Origin of the sequence: Micromonospora sp. NPDC005203 (assembly GCF_042872705.1) — a bacterium.
Classification (GTDB): Bacteria; Actinomycetota; Actinomycetes; order Mycobacteriales; family Micromonosporaceae; genus Micromonospora.
On sequence record NZ_JBIAKV010000001.1, the window covers coordinates 1 to 26,371 of the forward strand.

Sequence of the window (26,371 nt, forward strand, 5' to 3'; positions counted from 1 at the left end):
CGGGACGCGGTGATGCCAGGGTGGGGGTCGCGGCCCGTTCGTCGTCATGAGTGCGGGCCGGGACGCGGTGATGCCAGGGTGGGGGTCGCGGCCCGTTCGTCGTCATGAGTGCGGGCCGGGACGCGGTGATGCCAGGGTGGGGGTCGCGGCCCGCACGCCGTCATGAGTGCGGGCCGGGACGCGGTGATGCCAGGGTGGGGGTCGCGGCCCGTTTGCCGTCATGAGTGCGGGCCGGGACGCTACCTACCTCAGCCGAGGCGGCGGTTCTCGCGGACCAGACCGCCTTCGCACCACTCCCGGTAGACGAAGAGGTCCGGGCGGGCCAACAGCACACGGCCGTTGTGCGCCCAGATCTTCATCAGCTCGTCGCCGTCCCGTTCGGCCTGCTCGACGAGCTTGCGGAAGCGGCGCTTGGGGTGGGCGCGGAAGTTCGTCCGGATGCCGTCGGCCGCGTAGATGTAGAGACAGTGCAGGGCGAAACGCCGGGCCGGGCAGGTCGGGTCCATCGCCAACTCGAAGAGTGTCAGCACCAGCCGGTCGCCGGAGACCAACAGGTCCCAGTCGGGTGGCATCGAAGCCAACGGCACCGAATCGGGCTTGTACGCCCAAGCTCGCAACTCCGCCGGACTCGGATCGACGGGGTTGGCGAAGCCGTGGAACGTCGACTCCTGCACGCTCACCGGCCAACCTTCCGCTCTCGCCCGTTTGTGGCAACGCTGCCTACGGACGTGGCTGCTGGGGCGAAACGGTAACCCGCCGTCGGGTGCTGCGGTAGTAGCCGCGAGGAGCAATTCCGCAACCGTTGGCATGGTCGGGTTCATCGGCATCGGCATCGGCATCGGCAGCGGCAGCGGCAGCGGCAGCGCGGCCGGTGGAGCTCAGTGCAGTGAGTCGACGACCGGGGTCGACTCCCGCCGCTGGGCCGCCGCGCGGTTACGCAGCCACCGCTTGAACCACGGGAAGTCCGGTAGCCGAGCGAGGATCGGCCCGGTCACCACTGTGATCAGGACGTACGTCGCGGCCAGCGCCGCCAACCGCGGCTCGACGCTCCCGGCGGCCACCGCGAGGCCGGCGATGACGATGGAGAACTCACCGCGAGGTACGAGTGCCAGGCCGGCCCGCCATCGGCCGGGTTCCGCGATGCCGACGCGGCGGGCGGCAAGGTATCCGGTGAGCGTCTTCGTCGCCATGGTGACCACGGCCAGGGCGAGTGCCGGCAGCAGCACCGGCGGAATGTCCTGCGGGTCGGTGACCAGGCCGAAGAAGACGAAGAACACCGCGGCGAACAGGTCCCGCAGCGGGGAGAGCAACTCGGTGGCGTGGTGCGCCACCGGGCCGGAGAGGGCGATGCCGACCAGGAACGCGCCGACCGCCGCCGACACCTGGAGCGATGCGGCGAGGCCGGCGATCAGCAGGGTCAGACCGAGTACGCCGAGTAGCAACGCCTCCGGGTCCTTCGCCGAAAGAGCGGACGAGATGAGGTGGCCGTACCGGATGGCGACCACGAGCACGAGCAGCACGGTGCCCACCGCGACGGCGAGCGCGATGCCGCCGCCGAGCAGTCCGGTGCCGGCCAGTACGGCGGTGACCAGCGGCAGGTAGAGCGCCATCGCCAGGTCCTCGATGACCAGCACCGAGAGGATCACCGGGGTTTCCCGGTTACCGAGCCGGCCCAGGTCGGCGAGGACCTTGGCGATCACCCCGGAGGAGGAGACCCAGGTGATGCCGCCGAGAACCAGGGCAGCGACCCAGTCCCAGCCGAGGAGCAGGGCGAACCCCGCGCCGGGTAGCGCGTTGAGCACGCCGTCGATCAGCCCTGCCGGTGCCGCCGAGCGCAGGTTGCCGACCAACTCGTTGGCCGAGTATTCCAGGCCGAGCATCACCAGCAGCAGGATCACGCCGATCTCGGCGCCGACGGCGAAGAACTCCTCGCTGGCGTCCAGCGGCAGCAGGCCGCCGTGGCCGAACGCGAGCCCGGCGAGCAGGTAGAGGGGGATGGGAGAGAGACCGAAACGCCGGCTGAGCCGGCTGAGGAGCCCGAGCAGCAGCAGCAGCGCACCGACTTCGATGAGCAGCGTGGTGAAATCGTGCATCCGCCTCAGCCGTCCGGGTCACTGTCGGCGAGGATGGCGGACACGCCGTCGAGACCTCTACGGGTCCCGACAACGACCACCACGTCGCCGGCCGCGAAGCGGAAGGAGGGGAGTGGCGAGACGATCACTTCGCCTTCGCGCAGGACCGCCACGATGGAGGCGCTGGTGCGGGTACGCGCCTTGGTGTCGCCGAGCTTGCGGTTGACGTACGGCGAGCCGGCCGTGATCGCGATCTGCTCGGTGAGCAGACCGGCGGCCTGCTCCCGCAGCCCGGAGAGCTGGCCGAGCATCAGCGACGCGCCGAGGATGTCGGCCAGTGCCTCAGCCTCGTCGTCGGTCAGCGGGATGTCCGCCTGGCAGGAGTCCGGATCGTCAGGGTCGTAGAGCACAAGGTCACGACGGCCGTTGCGATGGGAGACCACGCCGAGCCGACGGCCGGATTCGGTCACCAGATCGTGACGCACTCCGATGCCAGGTAAGGCAATCTGTTCCACACGTACTCGCACCCGGGCAAGGCTACCGCTTCGGAGACGCCGATGATCGGACGGAGGTCGGGTCGGGCGGTGGTCCTGCTGCTCGTACCCCTGCTAGCTGGGTGTTCGATCGGCGACATCCGCCGACATCCGCCGACCGTGCCGTCGTCCCGGGCGGCCGTCACCACGCCGTCTCCATCGGCCGCCGTCGCAGAGGTCCGCCGCGTCCGGGTCGCCGTTGGGCAACGGTACGACCCGCCGTACGTCGAGTTCGTTGACGCCGAGCACGGTTACAGCCTCTTCGCCAACTGCGGCGAGCCGCCGCCCGGCGACGACTGCCCGGCGCGGATCTTCGCCACCGATGACGGCGGACGGTCCTGGCGGGAGCTGCGACACCCCCACCCCGCGGCGGAGAACCACCAGCTCTACGCCGCTGCGGGGGTGCTGACGCTGTGGAGTGAGCCGCACGGCTGGTGGACCTCGACCGACGGCGGCACCTCGTTCACGCACAGGCTGGACGGGCCACCGCCGCAGTGGCGCGGCGCCCAGGGTCGATTCCAGTTGATCGAGGACAGTGGTCAGGTCGGCGAGTGGGACGGTCAGCGGCTGCGCCCGCTCGCCACCCAGCCGCGCGTACCCGCCTTGAACACGGTCGACGCGGGCGACGGCCCGCTGGTGGTCGCGGCCGGGACGAAGGACGGGAAGCCGTACGCGGCGGTCTCGTTCGACCGGGGGCGGAGCTGGCAGCAGACCCCGGTGCCGGCACCCGACGGGCTTGTCGGCGTCCTGCGGGCCGTGGTCGATCGGGACGGGACGGGATGGCTGGTCGGGGAGCGGCCGGACCGCAGGTCCTTTCCGGCGCTCTGGCGACTGCGCCGAGGGTGGGATCCGATCCGCGCCGAGGGGCATCCGCCGCAGATCCAATCCGTCGCGCCGATCGGCGGCGGGCTGCTCGCGGTGACCGGCTCGGCGGGCACGGGCACAGGCGCGGTCGGGGACGGTCGCTACAGCGAGCTGCCCTGGCCGATCGGCCCCGACCGACACCTGTCGGTGCTCACCGACGGCACGATCGTGGCCGCCGGCGGGGACGGTGACATCCTGCTCGGCGTCGGCCGGGTGGCCGAGCGCCGCTGGACGGAGATCATCCTCGACAGACCCTGACAACCATCCGGCCACGTGCTCACCGCCCGAGATCTTGGATGAATCCGGCCCTCCAGCCGCGCTTTCGCGCCAAGATCTACTTCTCGGCTACGTACGTGCCCTTGCCTTGGTGGCCTTCGATCAGGCCCTCGGCTTGCAGGATCAACAGGGCTGAGCGGACTGGCTCGGCGGACACCCCATAGTGGGCGATCATCTCGCGCAAGGACGGCAGTTTGTCGCCGGGCGCGTACTCGCCGGAAGCGATCTTGTCGCGGATGTCCTGCGCGATGCGTTGGCGGTCCGAAACTCGGGGCATGGGCAACTCCTGGTAGGCCCCCAAGATCCTCCCATGCGGTTGGCCGGGCGACCAACACTTCGCGTGCTAAGCATGGTCACCACTTGCCCTGCAATGCTTTGCATCGCATGTTGACCGGGCGGGCACTCGGGATGCGGAAAGCCTGGTAGGCAACCGGCCTCCTCGGCCGGGTCGTCCGTGTCGCCGTTGGCGCGGCCGTGTGCTCCCCTCGGGTAAACGGCCGTGCCAGCGATCCGCACCTCCAGGAGAGGAGCACCGCCGATGGTGGACCGAGGGTTGCGGCGATGAGCGGGCGGTTCGTCATTCACCTGCCGATATCCGCGCCCGATCTGGCACGCGCCAGATGCTCGGTCGGACCGCCGGTCGGTCGCTGGCCTTCCTTGCCCGGATCGACCTTGGCGGGATCACCGTCTCGGCCGAGGACGACCAGGGGGTACGGCACTGGGTCTTCTGCGACCGGCGGCTGGACGGTGGCCGTCGTTGCGTACTCCGCGCAGATCACGAGACTCCCTGCACTGTCCGCCTGCCCCGGCGAATCAGGCCATAAGGGTCTTGGAGGGCCGTTCCTAGAGGTGATCGACTCGGTTTTCATGATGTCGCGGGGTCTTGGCGGTCCGGATACCCCGACTTCCTGAAGGCCGAGTGGATCAACCGCGCCGGGGCCGGACGCCGGGGCCGGACGGGCGGGGCCGGACGGGCGGGGCCGGACGGGCGGGGCCGGGCGGCGGGGCTGGACGCGCCGGTGCCCGCGCCGGCAGCGCGGGCGCGGGCAGTTGGGCACGCCGTGGTCAGCGAAGGCTGGCGAAGAACTCGCGGATGTCGGCGACCAGGACGGCGGTGGCCTGGTGGGCCGCGTAGTGACCGCCGACGTCGCCCCGGCCCTCGACGTCCGTCTGATAGGCCGTCCACCGGACGATGTTCGCGTGGTCCCGCTCGGCGAAGCGGCGGATGGACTGGAAGTCGCCGGGGAACATGGCGAGCGCGGTCGGTGCGGTGGTCGGCTCGGTCGGCGGCTCGCCGGCGTGCGCGTCCTCCCGGTAGAGCCGGATCGCCGAGGCGGCCGTGCCGGTGAACCAGTAGAGGGCCACGTTGGCCAGGACGAAGTCGGCGTCCAGGCTCTCGTCGAAGAGTTGCGAGTTCCAGGCGAGGAGCCCCACCGGGGAGTCGGCCAGCGCGAACGCCAGGGTCTGCGGCTGCTGGCTGTGCACCTGGTTGAAGGAGAACTTGTTCTCGTAGAACCACTGGAGGTGCCCGAGCGCGGTCTGATCCGCCTCGGAGAGGCCGGCGAACTCGGCCGGGTCGCCGGAGGGGAACGAGAAGAGTTGGGTGACGTGGACGCCGAGGACGTGTTCGGAGTCGATCCGGCCCACCTCCGGCGCGACCATCGAGCCGGCGTCGTTGCCGACCGCACCGTAGCTGTCGTACCCCAGGCGGTTCATCAGCTCGGCCCAGGCGCGGGCGGTGCGGAACCGGTTCCAGCCGGCGCTGCGGGTCGGGCCGGAGAAGCCGAAGCCGGGCAGCGACGGGATGACCAGGTGGAAGGCCGGCGCGGCCGGGTCGCTGGGCTCGGTGAGCGGGGCGATGACGTCCAGGTATTCCAGAACCGAGCCGGGCCAGCCGTGGGTGAGCACCAGCGCTGTGGCGTGCGGCCGGGACGACCGGACGTGCAGGAAGTGGATCTGCTCGCCGTCGATCTCGGTGACGAACTGGGGGTGGGCGTTCAGCCGGGCCTCGACGGCCCTCCAGTCGAACTCGCCCCGCCAGCGGTCGACGAGGGTGCGCACCCGATCGGTGCTCATCCCGTAGGCGTCGCCCGCGCCGGGCAGCTCGGCGGGCCAGATCGTGCGGCCGAGCCGGGCGGCCAGGTCGTCGAGGTCGGACTGCGGGATCTCGACGCGGAACGGGCGGATCGCGGTGTCGCTCATGACGGAACTCCTTCGGAACGGAATGTTTCGTTCTGCAATCACCGTAGCAGAGCGGAACGATCCGTTCCAGTGTTAGGCTGGCGACATGGCAACGACTTCCGGCAGGACGCTGGGCGGGCGCCGCGCCCAGGCCGCCCGCAACGACGAGGTGATCCTCGAAGCCGCGCGCGCCGTCTTCCTCGACGACCCGAAGGCCCCGATCGCCGCCGTCGCCGATCGCGCGGGCGTGGGCATCAGCGCGCTCTACCGGCGGTACGCGGGCAAGGAGGACCTGCTGCGTCAGCTCTGCCACGACGGGTTGCGCGGGTACGTCGCCGAGGCCGAGGCCGCCCTTGCCGAGCCGGACGGCTGGGCCGCGTTCACCGGTTTCCTGACCCGGGTGGTCGATGCCGACGTGCACTCGCTCACCGTCCGCCTGGCCGGCACCTTCACCCCGACCGAGGAGATGGGTCGGGACGCGATGCGCGCCGGCGAGTTGGCCACCGCCCTGTTCGAACGTGCCCGCGCCAGCGGGCGGCTGCGCCCGGACGCGGTCGTACACGATCTGGGGTTGTTGTTGGAGTCGTGCGCGGCGGTGCGGGTGCCGGATCCGGAGCGGACCGGGCAGTTGCGCCGCCGCCAGCTCGCGGTGCTGCTGGCCGGTCTGTCGTCGGCGTCGGACGCGGACCCGCTGCCCGGCCCGGCCCCGGCGGCCGGGGAGTTCGACTGGCGGTGGCGGCCGCGGGGGTGATGGGCGTCACACGCTAAGGTTGAGTGGAATACGCTCAACTCTGGTTGTGTCCTTCTCAGTGGACAACGCCGATCCGGGGGAGCCCATGAACACCGAAAGACTCACCACCAAGAGCCGCGAGACCATCACGGGCGCTGTCGCGCTGGCCAACCAGCGTGGCCACGCCACCGTGGAGCCCTGGCACCTGCTGCTGTCACTCCTGGACACCGATGGCTCGACCGCCACCGGTCTGTTGCGCGCCGTCGGGGCCGACCCCGCCGAGCTGCGCCGGGCCGCCCAGCGCGCGGTCGACGCCCTGCCGGCCGCCCGCGGTTCGAGCATCGCCGAGCCCACGTTGGCTCGGGAGTTCGTCAACGCCATCGGCGCCGCCGAGCAGATCGCCCGCCCGTTGGGCGACGAGTACACGTCCACCGAGCACCTGCTCGCCGGCCTGGCCCGGGTGGGTGGCGCGGTCTCCGGCGCGCTGAAGACCGCCGGTGCCACCGAGGATGCCCTGGTCGCGGCCTTCCCGACGGTCCGCGGTGGCGACCGCCGGGTCACCACCGCCGACCCGGAGCAGACCTATCAGGCCCTGACCAAGTACGGCGTCGACCTCACCGCCAGCGCCCGGGACGGCAAGATCGACCCGGTGATCGGCCGGGACGCCGAGATCCGCCGGGTCATCCAGGTGCTCTCCCGGCGGACGAAGAACAACCCGGTGCTGATCGGCGAGCCCGGCGTCGGCAAGACCGCGATCGTCGAGGGCCTCGCCCAGCGGATCGTCACCGGCGACGTGCCCGAGTCGCTGCGCGACAAGAAGCTGATCTCGCTGGACCTCGGCGCGATGGTCGCCGGCGCGCAGTACCGCGGCCAGTTCGAGGAGCGGCTGAAGTCCGTCCTGGAGGAGATCAAGAACTCCAACGGCCAGGTCATCACCTTCCTCGACGAGCTGCACACGGTCGTCGGCGCCGGCAAGGGCGAGGGTTCGATGGACGCCGGCAACATGCTCAAGCCGATGCTGGCCCGTGGCGAGCTGCGGATGGTGGGCGCGACCACGCTCGACGAGTACCGCGAGCACATCGAGAAGGACCCGGCGCTGGAGCGCCGTTTCCAGCCGGTGCTCGTCGGCGAGCCGACGATCGAGGACACCATCGGCATCCTGCGCGGGCTCAAGGAGCGCTACGAGGTGCACCACGGCGTACGGATCACCGACGCCGCGCTCGTTGCCGCCGCCACCCTGTCGGACCGCTACATCACCGATCGGTTCCTGCCGGACAAGGCGATCGACCTGGTCGACGAGTCCGCGTCCCGGCTCCGGATGGAGATCGACTCCCGGCCGGTCGAGGTGGACGAGATCGAGCGGGCGGTCCGCCGGCTGGAGATCGAGGAGATGGCGCTGGCCAAGGAGCCGGACGCGGCCTCCGCCGAGCGGTTGGAGCGGTTGCGCAAGGAGTTGGCCGACAAGCGCGAGCAGCTCACTGTGCTCTCCGAGCGCTGGCAGACGGAGAAGAGCCACATCACCAAGCTTTCCACGGCCAAGGAGGAGCTGGAGCGTCTCGGCGGCGAGGCCGAGCGGGCCGAGCGCGACGGTGAGCTGGAGCGTGCCGCCGAGCTGCGCTACGGCCGGATCCCCGCCCTCAAGGTCGAGCTGAAGCAGGCCGCGGAGGAGCTGGCCCAGCTCCAGGCCGACGGCGCGATGCTCAAGGAGGAGGTCGGGGCGGACGACATCGCCGCCGTGGTCGCCTCCTGGACCGGCATCCCCGCCGGCCGTCTACTCGAAGGCGAGACGGCCAAGCTGCTGCGGATGGAGGAGTCGCTGGGCAGCCGGGTGGTCGGCCAGGGCGAGGCGGTCGGCGCGGTCTCCGACGCGGTACGCCGTGCCCGGGCCGGTATCGCCGACCCGGACCGCCCGACCGGCAGCTTCCTCTTCCTCGGCCCCACCGGCGTCGGCAAGACGGAGCTGGCCAAGGCGCTCGCCGAGTTCCTCTTCGACGACGAGCGGGCGATGGTCCGCATCGACATGAGCGAGTACGGCGAGAAGCACTCGGTCGCCCGCCTGGTGGGTGCCCCGCCCGGCTACGTCGGCTACAACGAGGGTGGTCAGCTCACCGAGGCGGTGCGTCGTCGGCCGTACTCGGTGATCCTGCTCGACGAGGTGGAGAAGGCCCACCCGGACGTCTTCGACGTGCTGCTCCAGGTGCTCGACGACGGCCGACTCACCGACGGTCAGGGCCGCACGGTGGACTTCCGCAACGCGATCCTGATCCTCACGTCCAACCTCGGGTCGTCGGTGATCGGTGACCTGACGCTCGCCGACGAGCAGCGTCGGGAGGGTGTCCTGGCCGTGGTCCGGTCGCACTTCAAGCCGGAGTTCCTCAACCGGCTGGACGACATCGTGGTCTTCGCCTCGCTGCGTGGGGACGACCTGCGGACCATCGTCGACATCCAGGTGGACCGGATGCGGCGGCGGCTGGCCGACCGCAGGCTCGGCCTGGACATCACCGAGTCCGCCCGTCAGTGGCTGGCCGAGCACGGCTACGACCCGATCTACGGCGCCCGCCCGCTGCGCAGGCTGGTCCAGACGGCGATCGGCGACCAACTGGCAAAGGCCCTGCTGTCCGGCCAGATCCGCGACGGCCAGACGGTGAAGGTAGAGCTGAACACCCCGACCAACACCCTCTCGGTAACCCCGGCCTAACCCCGCCCAGCGACGTTGATCATGAGGTTGTTGCCCGCCGCGTCGGCGTGTCGTGGCAAAACTTCATGATCAACGGGGTCGCGGTGGCGTGGACGGGGAAAGGGTTGGGACATGTTTGGGATTGGGAAGAAGTGGGAGCGGGAGCTTGCTGCCGCCGTCGACGAGTTGGTCGCGGCTGACACGCTTGCCTTTGGTGGCGTGGGGCTCGCTGGTCAGGTGCTGCCGGTGACGTCGGCGTACGAGCGGGTTTCCGCGGCCGTCGACGATCACCCCGACGAGGTCCGCCGGCAGCTCGACCGTGTGCTGGCCGACGGGACACCCGCCGGCCGGGCGTACGCGGCCACGCTGCTGGAGCGGGTCGACCCGGCGGCGGCTCGAGCGGCCTGGACCTCGCTGCGGGACGACCCGAGCGAGTTCACCACATTCGTCGGCTGTGTGATGGACCGCGAGACCCTTGGCAACTACGCCCGCCAACGGCTCGCCACATCTTGATCCATCTGCGGACACGGACGAACCACCGCCCACCCGGCCGTCCACAGTGCGATCGTGCACAACAGGCGACGCCGCGACTGCCGTCGGTAGCTGAGCTGTCGGTCACGGTACGGGTCGCACCGGAGCCGAGGATTGTTACCGTCTGCGCCGAGGTACCTGGGGAGATGGTCGGGTGGGCAGGTCAGTGACGTACCTGGTGGTGGCGCTTGCCGTACTCGCGGCGGTCGTCATCGTCGTCGCCGTGCGGACCCGGCGGTCGACCCGGCCGGGCGGGCGGTCGTCGGACGCCACGGCGGAGTCGCTGCGCGGCGACCCCCTTCGCCTGAGCCTGGGCGACCGCGTGCGGATCCGCGATCGGGAGTACGCGCTGAGCGGCACCATCCGCCTCGTCGAGGGGGACTGGAGTTGGGTGCAGCACCTCCTCGACGACGACTCCGGCACCCGCTACCGGCTCTCCGTGGAGGACGGCCCCGAACTGGAGTTGGTGCTCTGGACGGCTGAGCCGGGCGCGAGCGTCACCCCGGGTGCCCCGACCATCGACCTCGGCCGGCGGCGCTACACCTGGGCCGAGACGGGGCAGGCGCGCTACACCGCGACCGAGGAGGTCGGGCTGCCGTCGGCAGGGACGATGCGCTATCACGACTACCAGTCCGGCGGCGCGGCGCGGCTCTCCTTCGAGGCGTACGGCGAAGAGGGTTGGCGAGTGGCCCGCGGTGACCTGCTCGACCCCGCCGAGCTGACGATCCTGCCCCGATCCGGCGAGCGCTGAGCCCGAGCCGGGTGGGCGTGCCGGCCCGCCACGGCATGCCGAACCGGCCGGTTGCCGATACGGTGTGGGCGATCTGAGGGAAGGAGAATCATGGTCGATTCCCAGAGCACGCCGGCCCGTCAGCGGCCATCAGTTGTCTCGATCTCCAGTTACCTGATCTACCTGTTCCTGGCACTCCAGGTGATCACGCTGATCATCTCGCTCACCACCTTCGGCAAGACGCGTGACGCGCTCCGCGACGCGTACGCGGGCAGCAGTGTCGACGGCGACCAGGTGGCCGACGTCTTCGTCGCCATCGGCCTCGGCGGCGGCATCCTGCTGCTGCTGCTCGCGGTCGTGCTGGGCGTCCTGGCCCTGTTCAACAACCAGGGCCGCAATGGCGCCCGGATCACCACCTGGATCGTCGGTGGCATCCTCGTCTGCTGCGTGGGCGGTGGCCTGCTCAGCAACGCGAGCGGCGGTTTCAACACCGGTGGCGACACCGGCGACGGACCCAGCCCCGACGAGATCAAGCGCCGCCTGGACGAGGCCCTGCCCGACTGGGTCACCCCGGTCAGCCTGCTGCTCGGTGTGCTCAGCCTGATCGCGCTTGTCACCGCGCTGATCCTGTTGGCGCTTCCGAAGGCCCACCCGTTCTTCCGCAGGGCCACCGCGGCCTGGGAGCCGCCGACCCCGGGCACCAGCTACCCGGGTGCCCCGCCGACCGCGGGTCAGCCCGGCTACCCGCAGTCGTCCGGTGAGCCGGGCTACCCGTCAAGTGGCGAGCCGGGCTACCCGCCGCCGGCGAATCGGCCGGACGACACGCCGCCCGGGGATCGGCCCGGGTCAAACCCACCGTCCACGAGTTGACGGCCCGGTAAGCACGACGCCGACGATCCCTCCGAGTAGGTTGCAACCCGACGCCTACCGGAGGGATTCGTCGTGTCGTACCCCGAAGCCGCATCGGCCCGCCGGCCCGCCGTCGTCCTGTCGGCCGCAACCGTGCTGTGGGTGATGGCGGTGACCGCGCTCGTCTACACCGTGGTCGACCTGGTGGTGTTGGGCGGGACTGTCGACGCGTTCCGTTCCGCCGCCCGGGACACCTCGGCCAGCCCGGACCAGATCGACGACGTAGTGACCCTGCTGCGCGCGTCCGCCGTGCTGTCGGCGGTGGTGGCGGCGCTCTCCGCGCCGGTGCTCGCCGGCCTGGCCCTCGGGCTGCTGGCGGCGCGCAACGGCGCCCGGGTGGCCACCTGGGTGGTCAGTGGGCTCGGTGTGCTCGGCGGCTGTTGCAGCGTGGCGGTGCTCATCGGTGAACGGGCCGCGCCACTGCAACTGGGTGCCGACGACCAGGCTCTCGCCGAGTTGCTGGGCCTGATCGGGGACGCCTACCCGTCCTGGTGGATCCCGCTCAACGCCGGGCTTTCCGGCGGGCAGGTGCTCGGTTACCTTGTAGTAGCCGTGCTGCTGGCCCTGCCGGCGGCGAACGCCTGGTTCGGTCAACGCCGCTCGACCGCGCCGACGCCACCATCCGCGCCACCCGCGTTCACGTCCGCCCCGTACCACCCGCCATCGGCGCCGCCCGTGCCCCCGTACCCGCCCAGGTGAGGACCGTCCCCGTGCCGCTCGACCCCACGACTGCCGAGCGCCGGGCCCTGATCACCGGGGCCACCGCCGGCATTGGCGCGGCGTTCGCCCGGCGGCTGGCTGCCGACGGTTGGCACCTGGTGCTCGTCGCCCGCGACGCGGCCCGGTTGGCCGAGGTGGCCGGCGAGTTGGGTTCCGCCCACGGCCGCGAGGTGGAGACGATCCCGGCGGATCTGTCCACCGACGACGGGTGCGCCATCGTGGAGCAACGGCTCACCGACGGCGGCCCCGTGCACCTTCTGGTCAACAACGCCGGGATCAGCCTGAACAAACCGTTCCTGCGGTCCACCGCGGAGGACGAGGCGCGCCTGTTGCGGCTCAACGTGCACGCGGTCATGCGGCTGACCCTGGCGGCGTTGCGACCGATGACCGAACGCCGAAATGGGGCAGTGATAAATGTCTCTTCGGTTGCTGGGTTCGGTGCGGCGATGCCCGGTTCGACGTACTCGGCCAGCAAGGCGTGGGTCACCAACTTCAGCGAGTCCGTTGGCCTGTCCGCCCGGCCGTTCGGCGTCCGGGTGATGGCCCTCTGCCCCGGCTACACCCGCACGGAGTTCCACCAGCGGGCCGGCATCAACATGTCGAAGACGCCCGAGTGGTTGTGGCTGCGGGCCGAGGATGTGGTCGACGAAGCCCTGCGTGACCTGCGCAAAGGCAAGATGGTCAGTGTCCCGGCATGGAAGTACAAGGTGGCCGTCGCCGGCATGCGCCATGCGCCGCGTCGGCTGCTCCAGGCGGTCGCCCGGGACACCCGCGGCCGGATCGGTCGCGACGACCACTGAGCCCTGGCCGACCCGCCGGCCTCCGGTGGCCGGTACGGAGACCTTGGCGCGCCGCTGTCAGGACAGTCGCTGAGCGTAGTCGAGCATCGCCAACCATCGGTGCCTCGCCGGGCTGGTCAGGGTGGACCCCACACACACCGCTCAGACTTGCGCAGTAACCTCTATCGCCATGGGGGACCACGACGACCTGCGTAAATTCATTACCGACCTGGCCGTGGTCCACGGGCGGGTCGTGCTCTCCTCGGGGCGTGAGGCAGACTGGTACGTGGATCTGCGGCGCGTCACGCTCCATCACCAGGCCGCTCCTCTGGTCGGCCGGGTGTTGCTCGACCTCACCGCCGACTGGGATTACGCCGCTGTTGGCGGCCTCACCCTGGGCGCGGATCCCGTCGCGGTCTCGATGCTGCACGCCGCTGCTCCGACTGGCCGTGCCCTGGACGCCTTTGTGGTGCGCAAGGCGGGCAAGGCACACGGTCTGCAGCGGCGGATCGAGGGACCGGAGGTGGCCGGCCGCCGGGTGTTGGCGGTGGAGGATACGTCCACGACGGGCGGAAGTGTGATGACCGCTGTCGAGGCGCTTCGCGAGGCCGGGGCGGAAGTCGTGGGCGTGGCGGTTATTGTTGATCGAGGCGCCGGCGACGCGGTGCGAGCCGCCGGATTGCCTTACCGGGCGGCCTATACGTTGGCTGACCTTGGCCTTGTGGCGTAAAAGTTTACCGATTCGGATCTGCTGATATGCAGGCGGATCGATGCTGCTGGTGGAAGGATGGAATACGTGGGAACTGCGTTGGCCGAAATGACTATGCCTCAGATCTCGCCGCTTAACGGCGAGCCGATCGAACGTGCCGATGCCGAGCGTCTCGCCGGGGTCCTCAAGGCCCTTGCGGATCCTGCTCGGTTGCGGCTGCTCAGCCTGATCCAGTCGGCCCCCGAGGGCGAGGCGTGCGTCTGTGACCTGACGGCGCCGCTCGGCCTCTCTCAGCCGACGGTCAGTCATCACCTGCGTATCCTCACCGAGGCGGGCTTGCTGCAGCGGGAGAAGCGCGGTGTCTGGGCGTACTACAGCCTGGTCCCGAGTGCGATCGCGACGATCGCCGACCTGCTGACCCCGCCGCGTAAGCGGGCCACCAAGAAGGCCCGCTGACGTAGGCAGTAATCGCCGTCCCGCGCCGGGACGGCGTCCGGTGGCGAGCCAGGGGTGGCGCCATCGGTGGGTAACACCTGTGCTCGTCCCCGGCCGCACCGCCGGAGGCCGGGTCCGACATGCCGACGGCCGACCCCCGCACCAGGGGCCGGCCGTCGTCGTCGTACGTGGGCTCAGTGGTCCTGGCCGTGCTCCGGGCGGTGCCGGCCGTGCTGGTTCCGGTCGTGGTCGAACGCCTCGCGGGCTGCCTCCACCGCGCCGGCGGCGCTGGCCGCCGCGACCACCGCGACCGCCTCGCCGCGCTTGCGGGCACGCCGGTCGCGGAGGAACTCGAAGAAGATCGGCAGCACCGAGATCAGGATGATCAGGGCCACCACCGGCAGGATGTAGCGGTCGATCTTGTCACCGATGGCGTCGTAGATCTGCTCGGCCAGCAGGTAGCCGATCAGCAGGATGCCGTCCACCCAGAGCACCGCGCCGACGATGTTCCAGAGCAGGAACTTCCGGGCCGGCATGCCGAGCGCGCCCGCCACCGGGTTGAGGAACGTCCGGACGATCGGAATGAAGCGCGCCAGCACCACGGCCTTCGCCGGGCCGAACTTCTGGAAGTAGTACTCGGCCTTCTCCACGTACTCCTTCTTGAAGAGCCGGGAGTTCGGCTTCTCGAACATCGGCCGGCCGTAGCGGGAACCGAGCCAGTGCCCTAGCTGGGCGCCGACGATCGCGCAGATCGGGCCGCCGATCAGCAGGCCGGCAAGGGAAAGACGGGTGCCGTCACCGAAGATCGCGTCCGCCACCGGCGACGAGGCCACGCCGGCGAGGAACAGCAGTGAGTCGCCCGGGAAGAAGAAGCCCACCAGCAGGCCAGTTTCGGCGAAGAGGATCACCCACACACCGATCAGGCCGAAGGTCTGCAACAGATCCTTGGGATCGAGCGGGTTCAGGGCGACGCTCTCCACGAGAGCGCGGGTCTTCTCAGCTGTGTCCACGGCCACAAAGGGTACCGAAGCCCAAGGTCCCAGCCGCGCCGGACCGGTCCCGCACCACCCGCCCGCGTCGTGGAGTCCGTACGACGGCGTTGCTGCAATGTTCTGCCCGTCCGCTTCCGTCATCTGCGGTAGGAGCCCCGGGAGGTGCAGTGACGTACGAGGAGTTCGCGGACACGCGGCTGGCCCCGCTACTGCGGTACGCGGTGATGCTCACCGGTGATCCGCACCAGGCTCAGGATCTGGTCCAGGAGACCATGGTCCGGGTCCAACTGAACTGGCGTCGGGTCGCCCGGGCGGACTCGCCCGAGCACTACGTGCGCCGGATGCTCACCAACCAGTACGTCGACTGGCGGCGCGGCTCCTGGGTCCGCCGGGTGCTGCTGCGCGGGGAGGCCGACGCGACGGTGCCGGTGCCCACCGACCACACCCAGACCGCTGTGGACCGGGACCAGATCTGGTCCTGGCTGTCCCGGCTGCCGCGCCGGCAGCGGGCCACCCTGGTGCTGCGCTACTACGAGGACCTACCCGACGCGGAGATCGCCGACATCCTCGGCTGTGCCGTCGGGACCGTACGTTCGTCCATCTCCCGGGCCCTGGCCACGCTCCGGGCCGAGTACGTGGAGGCGTGAACATGATTGAGGACGACCTGCGTGCCGCCTTCGGCAGGCACGAGCCGCTGACCCCGCCGACCGGCCCACTGCGGGCCGCGATCGACCGGCTGGCGGCACGTCGCCGGCAGCGTCGGCGTCGCTGGCAGGCCGGTGGCGTGGCCCTGGCCGTGCTCGGCGTACTTGGCGTCGGGGTGCCGCTGTTCACCCCGGAACGCGCCGGAACGCCGCCGACCGCCGACCTGATCGGGGCGTCGGATCGGCCGTTGGCGACGGGTGCGGTGACCGTGCTGCTGCTCGGCATCGACAGTCGCGCGTCCGTTCCGCCGCTGGCCGACTCGGTACTGCTGCTGCACCTCCCGGCCGACCGCAGCCGCCCGTACCTGATCTCACTGCCCCGCGACCTGAGGGTGCCGATCCCCGGTCACGACACCGACAAACTGAACGCGGCGTTCGCGTTCGGCGCGGGCTATGCGTCGACGGACCCGGCCAAAGGCTACGAGCTGACCCGGCAGACGGTGGCGAACCTGACCGGCGTCCGCATCGACACCGGTGTGGTGTTGACGTACTCCGCTCTGCGGTCGCTGACCAACGAGGTGGGCGGGGTGCCGGTCTGCCTGCCCGAGCAGGTGCGGTCGGCCCACACCCGGCGGGTGTTCCCGGCCGCGTGTCAGCGTCTCGACGGCACCGCGGCGGTCGACCTGCTCCGCCAGCGCTACGGGCTGCCCGAGGGCAGCCAGGACCGCGACCGCAATGCCCGGATCTTCGCCACCGCGCTGGTGCGTTCGGCCTCCGACCAGGGCCTGCTGACCAATCCGGTACGACTGGCCAAGCTGCTGAGCACCGTCGGGCCGGACCTCGCCGTGTCGCCGGGTGACGCCACCATGCTGGACCTGACGCGGCTCATCCCGACGCTGCGCTCGTTGGAACCGGTCGGGCTCAGCCTGCCGGCGAACGAGTCGACCGGACCCAGCCACTATCTGGAGGCGGACCCGAAGCTCGCCCCGGAGCTCCTGACCGCACTGCGCGAGGATCGGCTCGGCGACTGGGTGGGCCGCCACCCGAAGCTGGTGGACGGCGCTCGCTGAACGCTCAGCGGTAGTCGTCCTCGTCCCCGGTGACCACTCGGGCCTGCTCCATCGCGTCCCAGTCGTCGACTTCCAGGCCGCGCTGCGGCGCTCCGTCACCGTCCACCGGGACGGCCGAGGCGGCCTGCTCGACGGCGTCCGCCGGCTCCGCCTCGGGGTTGCGCTCGTCCGGGGCGAGGTGGTCGCCGGGGGTGAAGTCCTCAACGGGCTGACCCATCGTCCCTCCCGGGGGGTCTCGGGGCACGGTTTCCACCCACCGTACGGGGTGGGCCGGCACCGCGCCCGGAAGCGGAGTAGGCGGAATCAGCCCTCGGCGACGCGACCCGGTGCCAGGATGGTGCGGTGGGCTTCTTCATCCGACTGGCGATCACCGCGGTCGCGCTGTGGATAACCACGCTGATCGTGCCCGGGGTCGACGTGCACGGCCGCTCGGGTGGCAACACCGTGCTCACCCTGATCGTGGTGGCGCTGATCTTCGGTGTGGTCAACGCGGTGCTCAAACCGATCATCCGGGTGCTCGGCTGCGTGTTCTACCTGTTGACCCTGGGCCTGTTCGCGCTTGTGGTCAACGCTCTGCTGTTCCTGCTCACCGACCGGATCGCCCGAGGGCTCGACCTGCCGTTCGAGGTGGACGGTTTCTGGGCGGCGTTCTGGGGCGCCATCGTGATGACAGTGGTCACCTGGCTGATCAGCGTCATCGTGCCGGACAACCTGGACCGCCGATGAACGGCTAGCACCCGGGTCGGTTGTTCCGGCACACCCCACCTACGGGATACTGCCGGGCGGAGGACAGCGCGGTCCGGCGCACACGTGAACAACAGCGGCCAGCACGGCCGAGAGTGGTAAGTAAGGAGCGCATCACATGCCCATCGCTTCCCCCGAGGCCTACGCGGAGATGCTGGACCGCGCCAAGGCTGGCCGGTACGCGTACCCCGCGATCAACGTGACCTCCTCGCAGACGCTGAACGCGGCGCTCAAGGGCTTCGCCGACGCGGAGAGCGACGGCATCATCCAGGTCTCCACCGGTGGCGCCGAATACCTTTCCGGCCCCTCGATCAAGGACATGGTCACCGGCGCCGTGGCGTTCGCCGCGTACGCGCACGAGGTGGCCAAGAAGTACTCGGTCAACGTCGCCCTGCACACCGACCACTGCCCGAAGGACAAGCTGGACGGGTTCGTCCGTCCGCTGATGGCCATCTCGCAGGAGCGGGTGAAGCGCGGCGAGGAGCCGCTGTACCAGTCGCACATGTGGGACGGCTCGGCTGTGCCGGTCGCGGAGAACCTCCAGATCGCCGCCCAGCTCCTCGACGAGGCCGCCAAGGGCAAGATCGTCCTTGAGATCGAGGTCGGCGTCGTCGGTGGCGAGGAGGACGGCGTCGAGAACGCCATCAACGACAAGCTCTACACCACCACCGATGACGGGCTGGCCATGGTCGAGGCGCTCGGCCTCGGCGAGAAGGGCCGCTACATGGCGGCGCTGACCTTCGGCAACGTGCACGGCGTCTACAAGCCGGGCAACGTCAAGCTGCGTCCGGAGATCCTCAAGCAGATCCAGGACGCCGTCGGCGCCAAGTACGGCAAGGACAAGCCACTCAGCCTGGTCTTCCACGGCGGCTCGGGCTCCCTGCTGAGCGAGATCCGTGAGGCTCTCGACTACGGCGTGGTGAAGATGAACATCGACACCGACACCCAGTACGCCTTCACCCGCCCCGTCGTGGACCACATGCTCCGCAACTACGACGGCGTGCTGAAGATCGACGGCGAGGTCGGCAACAAGAAGCAGTACGACCCGCGCGCGTGGGGCAAGGCCGCCGAGGCCGGCCTGGCCGCCCGTGTCGTCCAGGCGTGCGAGGACCTGCGCTCGACCGGCACCACGATGACCAAGTAACGACGCATCCACGAACGGCCGGCTTCCCCTCGCGGGGAGCCGGCCGTCGTCGTTCAGGCGGTGAGCAGGCGGACGGCCTCGCGTACGTCGTCGGTGAGGTGGATCGTCGACGACAGGTCACCGAACGGCGACGCGGCCAGCAGCGGACGCAACAACGCCTCCACCGGCAGTTCGGTGGTCCAGTAGCCGCGGTCCAGGAAGATGTAGGCGCCGCTGGCGCCGTCGGTGCCGTAGTAGGTCTTGGTGGCCGCCTGGAACACCTCCTGCACCGTGCCGGCACGCCCCGGCGCGAAGACGATCCCGCCACGGGCGAGTCGCAGGATGGTGTCCTCCCGGATCGCGTTGGAGAAGTACTTGGCAATCCGCCCGGCAAACAGGTTCGCCGGCTCGTGCCCGTACAGCCAGGTCGGGATGGCCAGGCCACCGGCCCGCGCCCAGCCGAGGTCGTCACCACGTTGCCGGGGCACGCCCGCGTAGCGCTGCCGCACCGCCAGGGCCGTGGCCGTGTACCGGTGGTGGTCGGTGAAGTCGGGCGCGCCGGCCAGCAGGTCGATCGCCTCGGTCAACTCGGTCGCCGGCCGGTCCGCCAGGTAGGCGCCGAGATTCGCCGCCTCCATCACCCCCGGACCGCCGCCGGTCACCACCAGCCGGTCGGCCCGCGCCAGCTCCCGACCCAGCAGGGCGGCCATCCGGTACGGCGGGCTGCCACGGCGCACCGCGTGCCCACCCATGATGCCCACCACCGACTGCGGCCCGTGTCGGGTCAGCCAGGCCCGGGTGGCGTCGGTCAGCGCATTGTCCACGCCGTGGTCGTGCAGCCGCTGACCCAGCGCCTCCTTGACGTCCGGCAGCGCCCCGCCGTGCGCCCGGTAGTGGTCGTACACCCGGGTGTCGTACATCCCGGTGAACCCGCCCTCGGCGAAGCCGGCGGCCAACTCCTCCGGGGTGTAGAGGTGCGACGGCTGGGTCGGGTACGGCAACCCCGAAAACGGCGGCACCACGTTCGCGCCGCGCCGGACCAGGTCGGCCCCGACGTCCCGGGAGGCGAACCGGCAGCCCACGAAGAGCGTGCCGGCGACCTCGATGCCGGTGAGATCGGGCACCGGCGCCAGGTCGAGGCGCAGGCCCTGCACGGTCAGCCCGGTCAGTCGGCCGGTGGCCAACTGACTGTCGAACTCGTCGCGGGTCTGGATCTCGTCGGCGTGCAGGTGCGGCTCGATGACGTCCGCGGGAGGTGGGGTCGGCACCCGGCCATCCTGCCCGTCCGCCGGGGGCGGGCAAACCTCGGGCCTGGGGTGCAACCGACAGGAGCCCGGTGACCGTGGCCACCGGGCTCCTGCGTTACCGGTTCCTGGGGAGGCTCCGGACCATTAGTTGTAGTGGAAAACACATGGCAGCGGCATAGGCCGCAGGCGTGACCAACTCCTCAGCCGTTCAGCCGAACGCGTCGGCCGACCCGCTCGCGTGTCGCCCTGTCCAGCGGGTTGAATGGGGCGATGCAGAACCTTTTGCCAGAGCCACCGGCCACCCGCCTGCCCGCGAACGACGAGGCCGACGCCGCCCTGGCTGCCGCCGAGGGGGCCGGCACCGAGGAGGCGCTCGCCACCGTGGCGGCCGGCTTTCCCACCTACAGCGCGGCCTGGGCGGAGCTCGCCGCCCGGTCGTTCGGACAGGACCAGGTGGTGACGGCGTACGCGTACGCGCGCACCGGCTACCACCGTGGCCTCGACCAGCTGCGCCGCAGCGGGTGGAAGGGGCACGGCCCGGTGCCGTGGTCACACGAGCCCAACCGGGGTTTCCTCCGCTGCCTCTATGTGCTGTCCCGAGCCGCGGACGAGATCGGCGAGGCCGACGAGGCGGCCCGCTGCGCCCAGTTCCTGCGTGACTGCGACCCGGAAGCGGCGGACGCGCTCGCGAGCACCTGACCCCGATCCGACGGCCGGCCCGACATCGGGCCGGCCGTCGGCGGGTTACAACCCTTCGGCGACCGAGGCGGCGATCTTCAACCAGGCGTCCCGGGTGGCCGCGGAGAGCCCGCCGTACCGGATCGGCTCACCCGTGTCGATGAGCCGCTCGTACGGGGCCAGCAGCACCGCCCGGGTGCGGGCCGCGAAGTGCTCCTGGATGGCCGGCAGGTCGATCTCCTTGCGGGACGGTGGCATCGACACCACGGTCACGGCCTGGCGGACCAGCCGCTGCCGGCCGCTCTGCTCCAGGTGGTCGAGCATCCGGGCGGCCGTTTCCGCCGAGTCGTTACGGGCCGACATGGTGACCACCAACTGGTCGGTGGCGTCCATCGACGCCTGCCAGTTCTGCGCCCGCACGTTGTTGCCGGTGTCCACAAAGATCAACTTGTAGAACCGGCTGACCACCTCGCGGATCTCGGCGAACGCGGCAGCGGTCAGCATCTCGCCGCCGGTGGCCGACTCGTCCGAGGCCAGCACGTCGAACATGCCCTCGCCCTGCGAGCGGACGTACTGCGACAGGTCACCGACCCGCCCGTGCGCGCCCTGGAACTGGCCGAGATCCCGCAGCATGTCCCGCACGGTGCGGGAGTGGAAGTCCTGCTGGGCCCGCATCCCCAGGGTGCCCTGGGTCTCGTTGTTGTCCCAGGCCAGCACGTAGCCACCGCGCTTCTGACCGAACGTCATGGCGAGCAGCAGGATGGCCACCGTCTTACCGGCGCCGCCCTTCGGGTTGACCACCGTCACCTGCCGCAGTCCGCCGAAGTTGCGGCGCACCATCTCGATATCCCGCTTCAGCTCCTGCTCGTGCCGGCCGGGAGAGAGCCGGAGCAGCCCCATCTTGTTGACCACCGCGCGGACACCCATCGTTGCCATCGGGTCGGCGGGCCGGACCTGTCGGCGTCGGCTGAAGTCCTCGGCGGTCGGTACCGCGGTGTCCTCCGACGCCCAGCTCGCGTCCGGGTACGCGGCCGTGTCCGGGTATCCGGTGCCGGGCATCCGGGTCACGCCGTCGGCCTCCGGATAGGGCTGCCCGGGCTGGACGCCTGGCGCGCCCTGTTGCCACGGCGGTGGGTACCAACCCGGCGACGGCGGATACGGCCCGGGCGGTGGGGCCACCGGTCCGCCCTGCTGCGGCGGGTTGCCGAACTGCGTCAGGTCCGGCGGCGGCGGGATGTACCCGGGACCGGCCTGACCGGGGATCACCGGCGGGGCCGGGTACGCCGGACCGGGACCGGGGTGCGGCGGCTGCGGTGCGGGAGGCGGCGGCGTCGCCGTGGCGTCGTGGGACGCGGGGCGTTGCGGCGGATAGGCCCAGGGTGACTCGGTGGGCCGTCCCACCCCGCCAACGGATCCGTCGCCACCGACCCCGTCGACCTGAGGTGCCGGCCCTGCCGCTGTCGGGTCCGCCGAGGTTCGGGTTGTGCCGTTCGGGCGGTCGGTGGGCGTCGGGGCCGCGGTGGAGTGATCCAGGGTGAACGGCAGGTTCAGGTCGACGCCTCCCGGGGGGATGGGCGGGGCGACCGGCGGCTGCGCCGTTGCGGCCGAGCCGGGGGCGCCCGGTTCGGGCGTGCCGGGTGCCACTGGCGTGCCCGGTCCCGCCGGCGTGCCCGGGTTCGGTGGACGGCCCGGGGCCGGCGGTGTCGCCAAACCACCCGGCGGCGGCCAACCCGGCTGCGGCGGCGCCCAGCCGGGCGTGGCGGCGTTGGGGCCGCCGGCGCCCCAACCGCCCGGCGCCGGAACAGCACCGGAGAGCGACGGGTAGTCGGACGGTGAAGGCGGCGGCTGGGCCGGGGCCCCGGGCTGCCCGGGCACCGGCGGCCGGCTGAACGGCGGCACGTCGGCCGGCGGCGTCACCGGCCCCGGCTGTTGGGCGCCCGGCTGTTGGGCGCCCGCCGCCCACGGCGGCACCGCGTTACCCGTGCCGCGGTCGGCCGGATCCGGTGGCCACAGTGGTTCGATGTCTCGCTCCGGCACCGGCTGCTGGCCGTGCACCTGCGCCCGGTCGGCATTCTCGTCCATTACGGCCCCTCCCAGTCCTCCTGCGAGGATAGGCCCATCCACCCAGGCGGGGCCGTCGGCGCAGCCGCGCCGCCGCTCGGCGCGACCTCAGGGTCAGATCGACCAGACCGCCCAGGCGCCCGGCTCGATCCACCAGGAACGCTTTCGGGTCAGCTCAGCCTCGACACCATCGTCGAGATAGGGGACCTTCCCCTCCCGGGGCAGCACCGAAACGGCCCGTCCACGGGCTCGCCGCACCTCCAGGCGAACCCGTCTGCGGCCCAGCGCCGAGCGGACGACCACCGGCACGGCCACCGCGACCTCGATCTGGCCGTCGGTCGGGTCCGGCGCGGTCAGCAGCACCACGTCGTCGAGCGTCGCGTACCCGCCGGCGTTGCCGACCACGCAGGCCAGCAGCGGTTCGTCGCCGTTGGTGAGGACGGTGTCGTCCACCTCCACCCGGGCCCGCCAGTGCATCGGCCGCCCGCTGTCGTCGGCGGCGCCGAGCAACGCGCCGTCCAGGGTCACCGAGCCACCGTCGTTGCGCAGCAGGTCGAGTCGGCGCGCCGTGCCCTCCACCACCGCCTCGGCCACCGCCGCCGGGTCGCGCGGCAGCCCGAGCTGCGCGGCCAGGTCCTGATGGGTGCCGCCACGGGCCGGATCAAGCGGGAGTACGGCCACCGGCGGCAGGTCGGGCAGGGTCCGGTTGCCGGGCAGATCCGCCGGTCGCTTGCTCGGTGCCGGCGCGTACCGCCGGACCAGTCGGCGCAGCACGGCGCGCAACTGCCCGTCGCTCGCCGTGGCGACGACCAGCCGGGTCTTGCCGTCCAGGTCGGGCCAGGTGAGACCGTCCGGGCGGGCCGGACCGTCAAGCCGGGCCAACACCGCGTCGATCTCCGCGTCGGAGCGGGCGATGACCATCTCCACCCGGGCACCCCTGGCGATCAGCGCGTCCGAGCAGGCCAGCACCGGCACCCGGGGCCGCTCGGTGGCGCACTGCTCGCCGTCGGTCTTGTCTGTCGGGCCGGTTTCGGCCTTGGCCGCGCCGCCGCAGCAGGCCCCACCGCTGCCACAGCCCCCGGGAGCGTCCCGCTCCGAACCGAGGGTGAGCAGCACCACGTCGTACACGGAAGGAGCCTCCTGCCTCTCGACGCGACCCCTGCCGGCCACGCCGTCACTACTTGTTAACCTGACACCCCGGGCTCGCCGAGCGGTCGCCACCTGGCACCCGAGCCTTCTGGAGGCGGAAAAGATGCCAGCGATCGTGCTCATCGGCGCTCAGTGGGGCGACGAGGGCAAGGGCAAGGTTACCGACCTGCTGGGTGAGCGGGTCGACTACGTCGTGCGCTACTCCGGTGGCAACAACGCCGGGCACACGGTGATCACCCCGGACGGCCAGAAATACGCGCTGCACCTGATGCCGTCCGGCGCGCTCTCACCGAACGCGATGATCGTCATCGGCAACGGTGTGGTGGTCGATCCGAAGGTGCTGCTCGCCGAGATCGACGGCCTGGCCGAGCGCGGCGTCGACGTCTCCCGGCTGCGGATCTCCGGTGACGCGCACCTGATCATGCCGCACCACCGGGCACTGGACCGGGTGATCGAGCGCTACCTCGGCTCGTCGCGCATCGGCACCACCGGCCGGGGCATCGGCCCGGCGTACGGCGACAAGGTCGCCCGGATCGGCATCCGGCTGCAGGACCTGCTCGACCCGGGCATCCTGCGCAAGAAGCTGGAACTCGCCCTGCGCGAGAAGAACCAGATCCTGTTCAAGGTCTACAACCGCAAGGCGATCGACCTCGAGGCGACCGTCGAGGAGTACCTGGCGTACGCGGAGCGGCTCAAGCCGTACATCGCGGAGACCCGGGCGATGCTCTGGGACGCGCTGGACCGCGGCGACACGGTGCTGCTGGAGGGTGCGCAGGCCACCATGCTCGACATGGACCACGGCACGTACCCCTTCGTGACCTCGTCGAACCCGACCGCCGGTGGCGCCTGCGTGGGTGCCGGCATCCCGCCGACCGCGATCAACAAGGTGATCGCGGTGAGCAAGGCGTACACCACCCGGGTGGGCGCCGGGCCGTTCCCGACCGAGTTGTTCGACGCCAACGGTGAGCACCTACGCAAGATCGGTGCGGAGTACGGCACGACCACCGGGCGGGAGCGCCGGTGCGGGTGGTTCGACGCGGTCGTCGCCCGGTACGCCTGCCGCCTCAACGGTGTGACCGACCTGGTCATCACCAAGCTGGACGTGCTCACCGGCCTGCCCAAGGTGCCGCTCTGCGTCGGCTACGAGATCAACGGCGTCCGGGTCGACGACATGCCGATGAGCCAGACGGACTTCCACCACGCCACGCCCGTCTACGAGGAGCTCGACGGCTGGTGGGAGGACATCACCAAGGCCCGCACCATCGACGACCTCCCGGAGAACGCCCGCCGCTACATCGCGAGGGTCGAAGAACTCTGCAACACGAGGGTGAGCGTCGTAGGCGTAGGCCCAGGCCGAGAAGAAAACGTAGTCCTCCACCCCCTCCTCCCCCTCCTCCCCTAACAACCCCCACCCCACCCTCCCCCCACCCAGCTCGCCCTGGTGATCAAGAGGTTTGCGTCAAAATTCCGCCTGGGGTTGACGCAAACCTCTTGATCAACCGGAGTGGGGGCGGGTTATCCACAGGGGTGGGCGGGGTTATGCACAGGGGCGGCGGTGGGGCGGGGTTGGCGGGCAGGGTGTGGGCGTGGGACCGCATCAGCTTCTTGGCGAGCTCGCCGCCCGGCAGGACGGGATGGTCACCCTCAGGCAGGCGTTGCGGGCCGGTCTGAGCAAGGACCAGGTCCGGCAGTTGCACCGGTCCGGCAGGTGGCAACGGCTGCTGCGCGGCTGTTTCGTGCCGGATGCGGAGCTGAGCGAGCCGACTCGACGACGAGCGCGGATTCGCGCTGCGGTCGTGAGCCTCGGGCCAGGCAGCTTCGCTGTTCTGGACACTGCGCTGGAGTTGCAAGGAATCGCGGGCCTTCGGCGGACCGCGCAGGTCCACGTTTCGGTGCCGATTGATCGACCCCGGCCACAGCGCGCTCTGGCGCCGTGGCTGACTGTGCATCAGATGACCGTTAGCCTGGACGATGTCGCCGAGATCGCTGGGGTGCGCGCGACCTCCCCGCTCCGCACCGTCGCCGACGTCCTTCTTCGTGTCGATCGTTATCCGGCAGTCTCGGTCCTCGACTCGGCGCTCAGTCGGGGCCGTGTCAATCCCGCACAACTGGCGGTGATTCCGAGTCTGATCAGGGGACGACGAGGTGCGGTCGCGGCACGCGCCTGCCTGGCGGAGGCAGACGGGCGGGCGCAGTCGCCACTGGAGACTCGTAGCCGGCTGCGGTGTGTAGACGGCCGGGTACCACCGGACACGCTCCAGTTGCAGGTCCGCGACGACGACGGATATCTGCTCGGCATCGGTGACCTGGGCTGGCGTAGTCCACGGGTGATCGCCGAAGCCGACGGACGAGACGCACACGCCACACCCGAGGCCCTCTTCGCCGACCGCCGCCGCCAGAACCGCCTGATCAACGCCGGCTGGACCATCCTTCGCTTCACCTGGCGGGACACCCTGCACCCTGACTACATCCCCCACACCGTCCGCGAGGCGATCGCAGCGGCTCAGCGCAAGTGAT

General features: G+C 70.9%; 27 protein-coding genes and 2 pseudogenes. 19 read left to right on the forward strand and 10 right to left on the reverse strand.

What is annotated here, in order from left to right:
* Positions 1 to 248: 248 nt before the first annotated feature.
* From ACFYPM_RS00005 to ACFYPM_RS00015, 3 genes are all read right to left on the reverse strand, one after another.
* Positions 249 to 680, reverse strand: a complete 432-nt coding sequence (locus ACFYPM_RS00005; protein WP_387189519.1) for a hypothetical protein — start codon at positions 678 to 680, stop codon at positions 249 to 251.
* A 198-nt stretch (positions 681 to 878) separates the two neighbouring features.
* Complete coding sequence (locus tag ACFYPM_RS00010) at positions 879 to 2,093, reverse strand: cation:proton antiporter (RefSeq protein ID WP_387189521.1); 1,215 nt, start codon at positions 2,091 to 2,093, stop codon at positions 879 to 881.
* A gap of 5 nt (positions 2,094 to 2,098) precedes the next feature.
* Entirely contained in the window at positions 2,099 to 2,599 is a 501-nt protein-coding gene (locus ACFYPM_RS00015) for a TrkA C-terminal domain-containing protein (protein WP_357243392.1), read from the reverse strand.
* Positions 2,600 to 2,629: 30 nt separating this feature from the next.
* Here ACFYPM_RS00015 and ACFYPM_RS00020 point away from each other — a divergent pair, with 30 nt between their 5' ends.
* Positions 2,630 to 3,727: a hypothetical protein gene (locus ACFYPM_RS00020; protein ID WP_387189523.1), complete on the forward strand. Its 1,098-nt coding sequence runs from the start codon at positions 2,630 to 2,632 to the stop codon at positions 3,725 to 3,727.
* Between the two features lie 76 nt (positions 3,728 to 3,803).
* Here ACFYPM_RS00020 and ACFYPM_RS00025 read toward each other — a convergent pair whose 3' ends face one another.
* On the reverse strand, positions 3,804 to 4,022 hold the full coding sequence (locus ACFYPM_RS00025; RefSeq protein ID WP_357243398.1) for a winged helix-turn-helix domain-containing protein: 219 nt from the start codon (positions 4,020 to 4,022) through the stop codon (positions 3,804 to 3,806).
* A gap of 284 nt (positions 4,023 to 4,306) precedes the next feature.
* On the opposite strand from ACFYPM_RS00025, the pseudogene ACFYPM_RS00030 reads away from it, so the two are divergent.
* Positions 4,307 to 4,569, forward strand: a pseudogene (locus tag ACFYPM_RS00030) (hypothetical protein).
* A 241-nt stretch (positions 4,570 to 4,810) separates the two neighbouring features.
* Here the strand turns inward: ACFYPM_RS00030 and ACFYPM_RS00035 are convergent.
* Entirely contained in the window at positions 4,811 to 5,947 is a 1,137-nt protein-coding gene (locus tag ACFYPM_RS00035; RefSeq protein ID WP_387189525.1) for an epoxide hydrolase family protein, read from the reverse strand.
* Between the two features lie 85 nt (positions 5,948 to 6,032).
* On the opposite strand from ACFYPM_RS00035, the gene ACFYPM_RS00040 reads away from it, so the two are divergent.
* The 9 genes from ACFYPM_RS00040 (at position 6,033) to ACFYPM_RS00080 (ending at position 14,167) form a co-directional block, all read left to right on the forward strand.
* Complete coding sequence (locus ACFYPM_RS00040) at positions 6,033 to 6,677, forward strand: TetR/AcrR family transcriptional regulator (RefSeq protein WP_387189527.1); 645 nt, start codon at positions 6,033 to 6,035, stop codon at positions 6,675 to 6,677.
* Between the two features lie 85 nt (positions 6,678 to 6,762).
* Complete coding sequence (gene clpB / locus ACFYPM_RS00045; protein ID WP_387189530.1) at positions 6,763 to 9,354, forward strand: ATP-dependent chaperone ClpB; 2,592 nt, start codon at positions 6,763 to 6,765, stop codon at positions 9,352 to 9,354.
* Between the two features lie 111 nt (positions 9,355 to 9,465).
* Positions 9,466 to 9,846 (forward strand): hypothetical protein, encoded by a 381-nt coding sequence (locus ACFYPM_RS00050; RefSeq protein WP_387189532.1) that lies wholly within the window; start codon positions 9,466 to 9,468, stop codon positions 9,844 to 9,846.
* Positions 9,847 to 10,018: 172 nt separating this feature from the next.
* The gene (locus tag ACFYPM_RS00055; RefSeq protein ID WP_387189535.1) at positions 10,019 to 10,615 is read left to right on the forward strand and encodes a DUF4178 domain-containing protein; all 597 of its coding nucleotides are present in this window, start codon (positions 10,019 to 10,021) and stop codon (positions 10,613 to 10,615) included.
* Between the two features lie 90 nt (positions 10,616 to 10,705).
* Positions 10,706 to 11,464, forward strand: coding sequence for a hypothetical protein (locus ACFYPM_RS00060; protein ID WP_387189537.1), 759 nt, complete (start codon positions 10,706 to 10,708; stop codon positions 11,462 to 11,464).
* A gap of 72 nt (positions 11,465 to 11,536) precedes the next feature.
* Positions 11,537 to 12,202: a hypothetical protein gene (locus ACFYPM_RS00065; protein ID WP_387189539.1), complete on the forward strand. Its 666-nt coding sequence runs from the start codon at positions 11,537 to 11,539 to the stop codon at positions 12,200 to 12,202.
* 11 nt (positions 12,203 to 12,213) lie between these two features.
* On the forward strand, positions 12,214 to 13,023 hold the full coding sequence (locus ACFYPM_RS00070) for an SDR family NAD(P)-dependent oxidoreductase (protein WP_387189541.1): 810 nt from the start codon (positions 12,214 to 12,216) through the stop codon (positions 13,021 to 13,023).
* 169 nt (positions 13,024 to 13,192) lie between these two features.
* Positions 13,193 to 13,732, forward strand: coding sequence for an orotate phosphoribosyltransferase (gene pyrE, locus ACFYPM_RS00075; protein WP_357243427.1), 540 nt, complete (start codon positions 13,193 to 13,195; stop codon positions 13,730 to 13,732).
* 57 nt (positions 13,733 to 13,789) lie between these two features.
* Positions 13,790 to 14,167: a helix-turn-helix transcriptional regulator gene (locus ACFYPM_RS00080; RefSeq protein ID WP_030332125.1), complete on the forward strand. Its 378-nt coding sequence runs from the start codon at positions 13,790 to 13,792 to the stop codon at positions 14,165 to 14,167.
* 173 nt (positions 14,168 to 14,340) lie between these two features.
* Here ACFYPM_RS00080 and ACFYPM_RS00085 read toward each other — a convergent pair whose 3' ends face one another.
* A complete protein-coding gene (locus tag ACFYPM_RS00085) occupies positions 14,341 to 15,162 on the reverse strand; it encodes a DedA family protein (RefSeq protein WP_387189543.1) in 822 nt (273 codons plus the stop codon).
* Between the two features lie 143 nt (positions 15,163 to 15,305).
* Here ACFYPM_RS00085 and ACFYPM_RS00090 point away from each other — a divergent pair, with 143 nt between their 5' ends.
* Positions 15,306 to 15,785 carry a SigE family RNA polymerase sigma factor gene (locus ACFYPM_RS00090; protein WP_357243436.1) on the forward strand — a complete coding sequence of 160 codons (480 nt, stop codon included), beginning with the start codon at positions 15,306 to 15,308 and terminating at the stop codon, positions 15,783 to 15,785.
* Positions 15,786 to 15,787: 2 nt separating this feature from the next.
* A complete protein-coding gene (locus tag ACFYPM_RS00095; RefSeq protein ID WP_387189545.1) occupies positions 15,788 to 16,852 on the forward strand; it encodes an LCP family protein in 1,065 nt (354 codons plus the stop codon).
* 4 nt (positions 16,853 to 16,856) lie between these two features.
* On the opposite strand, the gene ACFYPM_RS00100 is transcribed toward ACFYPM_RS00095, so the two are convergent.
* On the reverse strand, positions 16,857 to 17,069 hold the full coding sequence (locus ACFYPM_RS00100) for a hypothetical protein (RefSeq protein ID WP_387189547.1): 213 nt from the start codon (positions 17,067 to 17,069) through the stop codon (positions 16,857 to 16,859).
* Between the two features lie 125 nt (positions 17,070 to 17,194).
* On the opposite strand from ACFYPM_RS00100, the gene ACFYPM_RS00105 reads away from it, so the two are divergent.
* Together ACFYPM_RS00105 and fbaA are read left to right on the forward strand one after the other, a co-directional pair.
* A complete protein-coding gene (locus tag ACFYPM_RS00105; RefSeq protein ID WP_387189548.1) occupies positions 17,195 to 17,578 on the forward strand; it encodes a phage holin family protein in 384 nt (127 codons plus the stop codon).
* A gap of 136 nt (positions 17,579 to 17,714) precedes the next feature.
* Positions 17,715 to 18,740, forward strand: a complete 1,026-nt coding sequence (gene fbaA / locus ACFYPM_RS00110) for a class II fructose-bisphosphate aldolase (RefSeq protein ID WP_387189550.1) — start codon at positions 17,715 to 17,717, stop codon at positions 18,738 to 18,740.
* A 53-nt stretch (positions 18,741 to 18,793) separates the two neighbouring features.
* On the opposite strand, the gene ACFYPM_RS00115 is transcribed toward fbaA, so the two are convergent.
* The gene (locus tag ACFYPM_RS00115; protein ID WP_387189552.1) at positions 18,794 to 19,987 is read right to left on the reverse strand and encodes an LOG family protein; all 1,194 of its coding nucleotides are present in this window, start codon (positions 19,985 to 19,987) and stop codon (positions 18,794 to 18,796) included.
* A gap of 249 nt (positions 19,988 to 20,236) precedes the next feature.
* Between ACFYPM_RS00115 and ACFYPM_RS00120 the strand changes: the two genes are divergently transcribed.
* Positions 20,237 to 20,665 carry a DUF3151 domain-containing protein gene (locus ACFYPM_RS00120; RefSeq protein WP_387189554.1) on the forward strand — a complete coding sequence of 143 codons (429 nt, stop codon included), beginning with the start codon at positions 20,237 to 20,239 and terminating at the stop codon, positions 20,663 to 20,665.
* Between the two features lie 45 nt (positions 20,666 to 20,710).
* Here ACFYPM_RS00120 and ACFYPM_RS00125 read toward each other — a convergent pair whose 3' ends face one another.
* Both ACFYPM_RS00125 and ACFYPM_RS00130 read right to left on the reverse strand, forming a co-directional pair.
* Positions 20,711 to 22,726, reverse strand: a complete 2,016-nt coding sequence (locus ACFYPM_RS00125) for a MinD/ParA family protein (protein WP_387189556.1) — start codon at positions 22,724 to 22,726, stop codon at positions 20,711 to 20,713.
* Between the two features lie 93 nt (positions 22,727 to 22,819).
* On the reverse strand, positions 22,820 to 23,833 hold the full coding sequence (locus ACFYPM_RS00130; RefSeq protein ID WP_387189557.1) for a diacylglycerol kinase family protein: 1,014 nt from the start codon (positions 23,831 to 23,833) through the stop codon (positions 22,820 to 22,822).
* A 124-nt stretch (positions 23,834 to 23,957) separates the two neighbouring features.
* Between ACFYPM_RS00130 and ACFYPM_RS00135 the strand changes: the two genes are divergently transcribed.
* The 3 genes and pseudogenes from ACFYPM_RS00135 (at position 23,958) to ACFYPM_RS00145 (ending at position 26,370) form a co-directional block, all read left to right on the forward strand.
* Positions 23,958 to 25,256 (forward strand): adenylosuccinate synthase, encoded by a 1,299-nt coding sequence (locus ACFYPM_RS00135; RefSeq protein ID WP_387189559.1) that lies wholly within the window; start codon positions 23,958 to 23,960, stop codon positions 25,254 to 25,256.
* A gap of 184 nt (positions 25,257 to 25,440) precedes the next feature.
* Positions 25,441 to 25,581, forward strand: a pseudogene (locus ACFYPM_RS00140) (type IV toxin-antitoxin system AbiEi family antitoxin domain-containing protein); the annotation flags it as partial.
* A gap of 225 nt (positions 25,582 to 25,806) precedes the next feature.
* Complete coding sequence (locus ACFYPM_RS00145) at positions 25,807 to 26,370, forward strand: hypothetical protein (protein ID WP_387191383.1); 564 nt, start codon at positions 25,807 to 25,809, stop codon at positions 26,368 to 26,370.
* The last annotated feature ends 1 nt before the right edge of the window (position 26,371 follow it).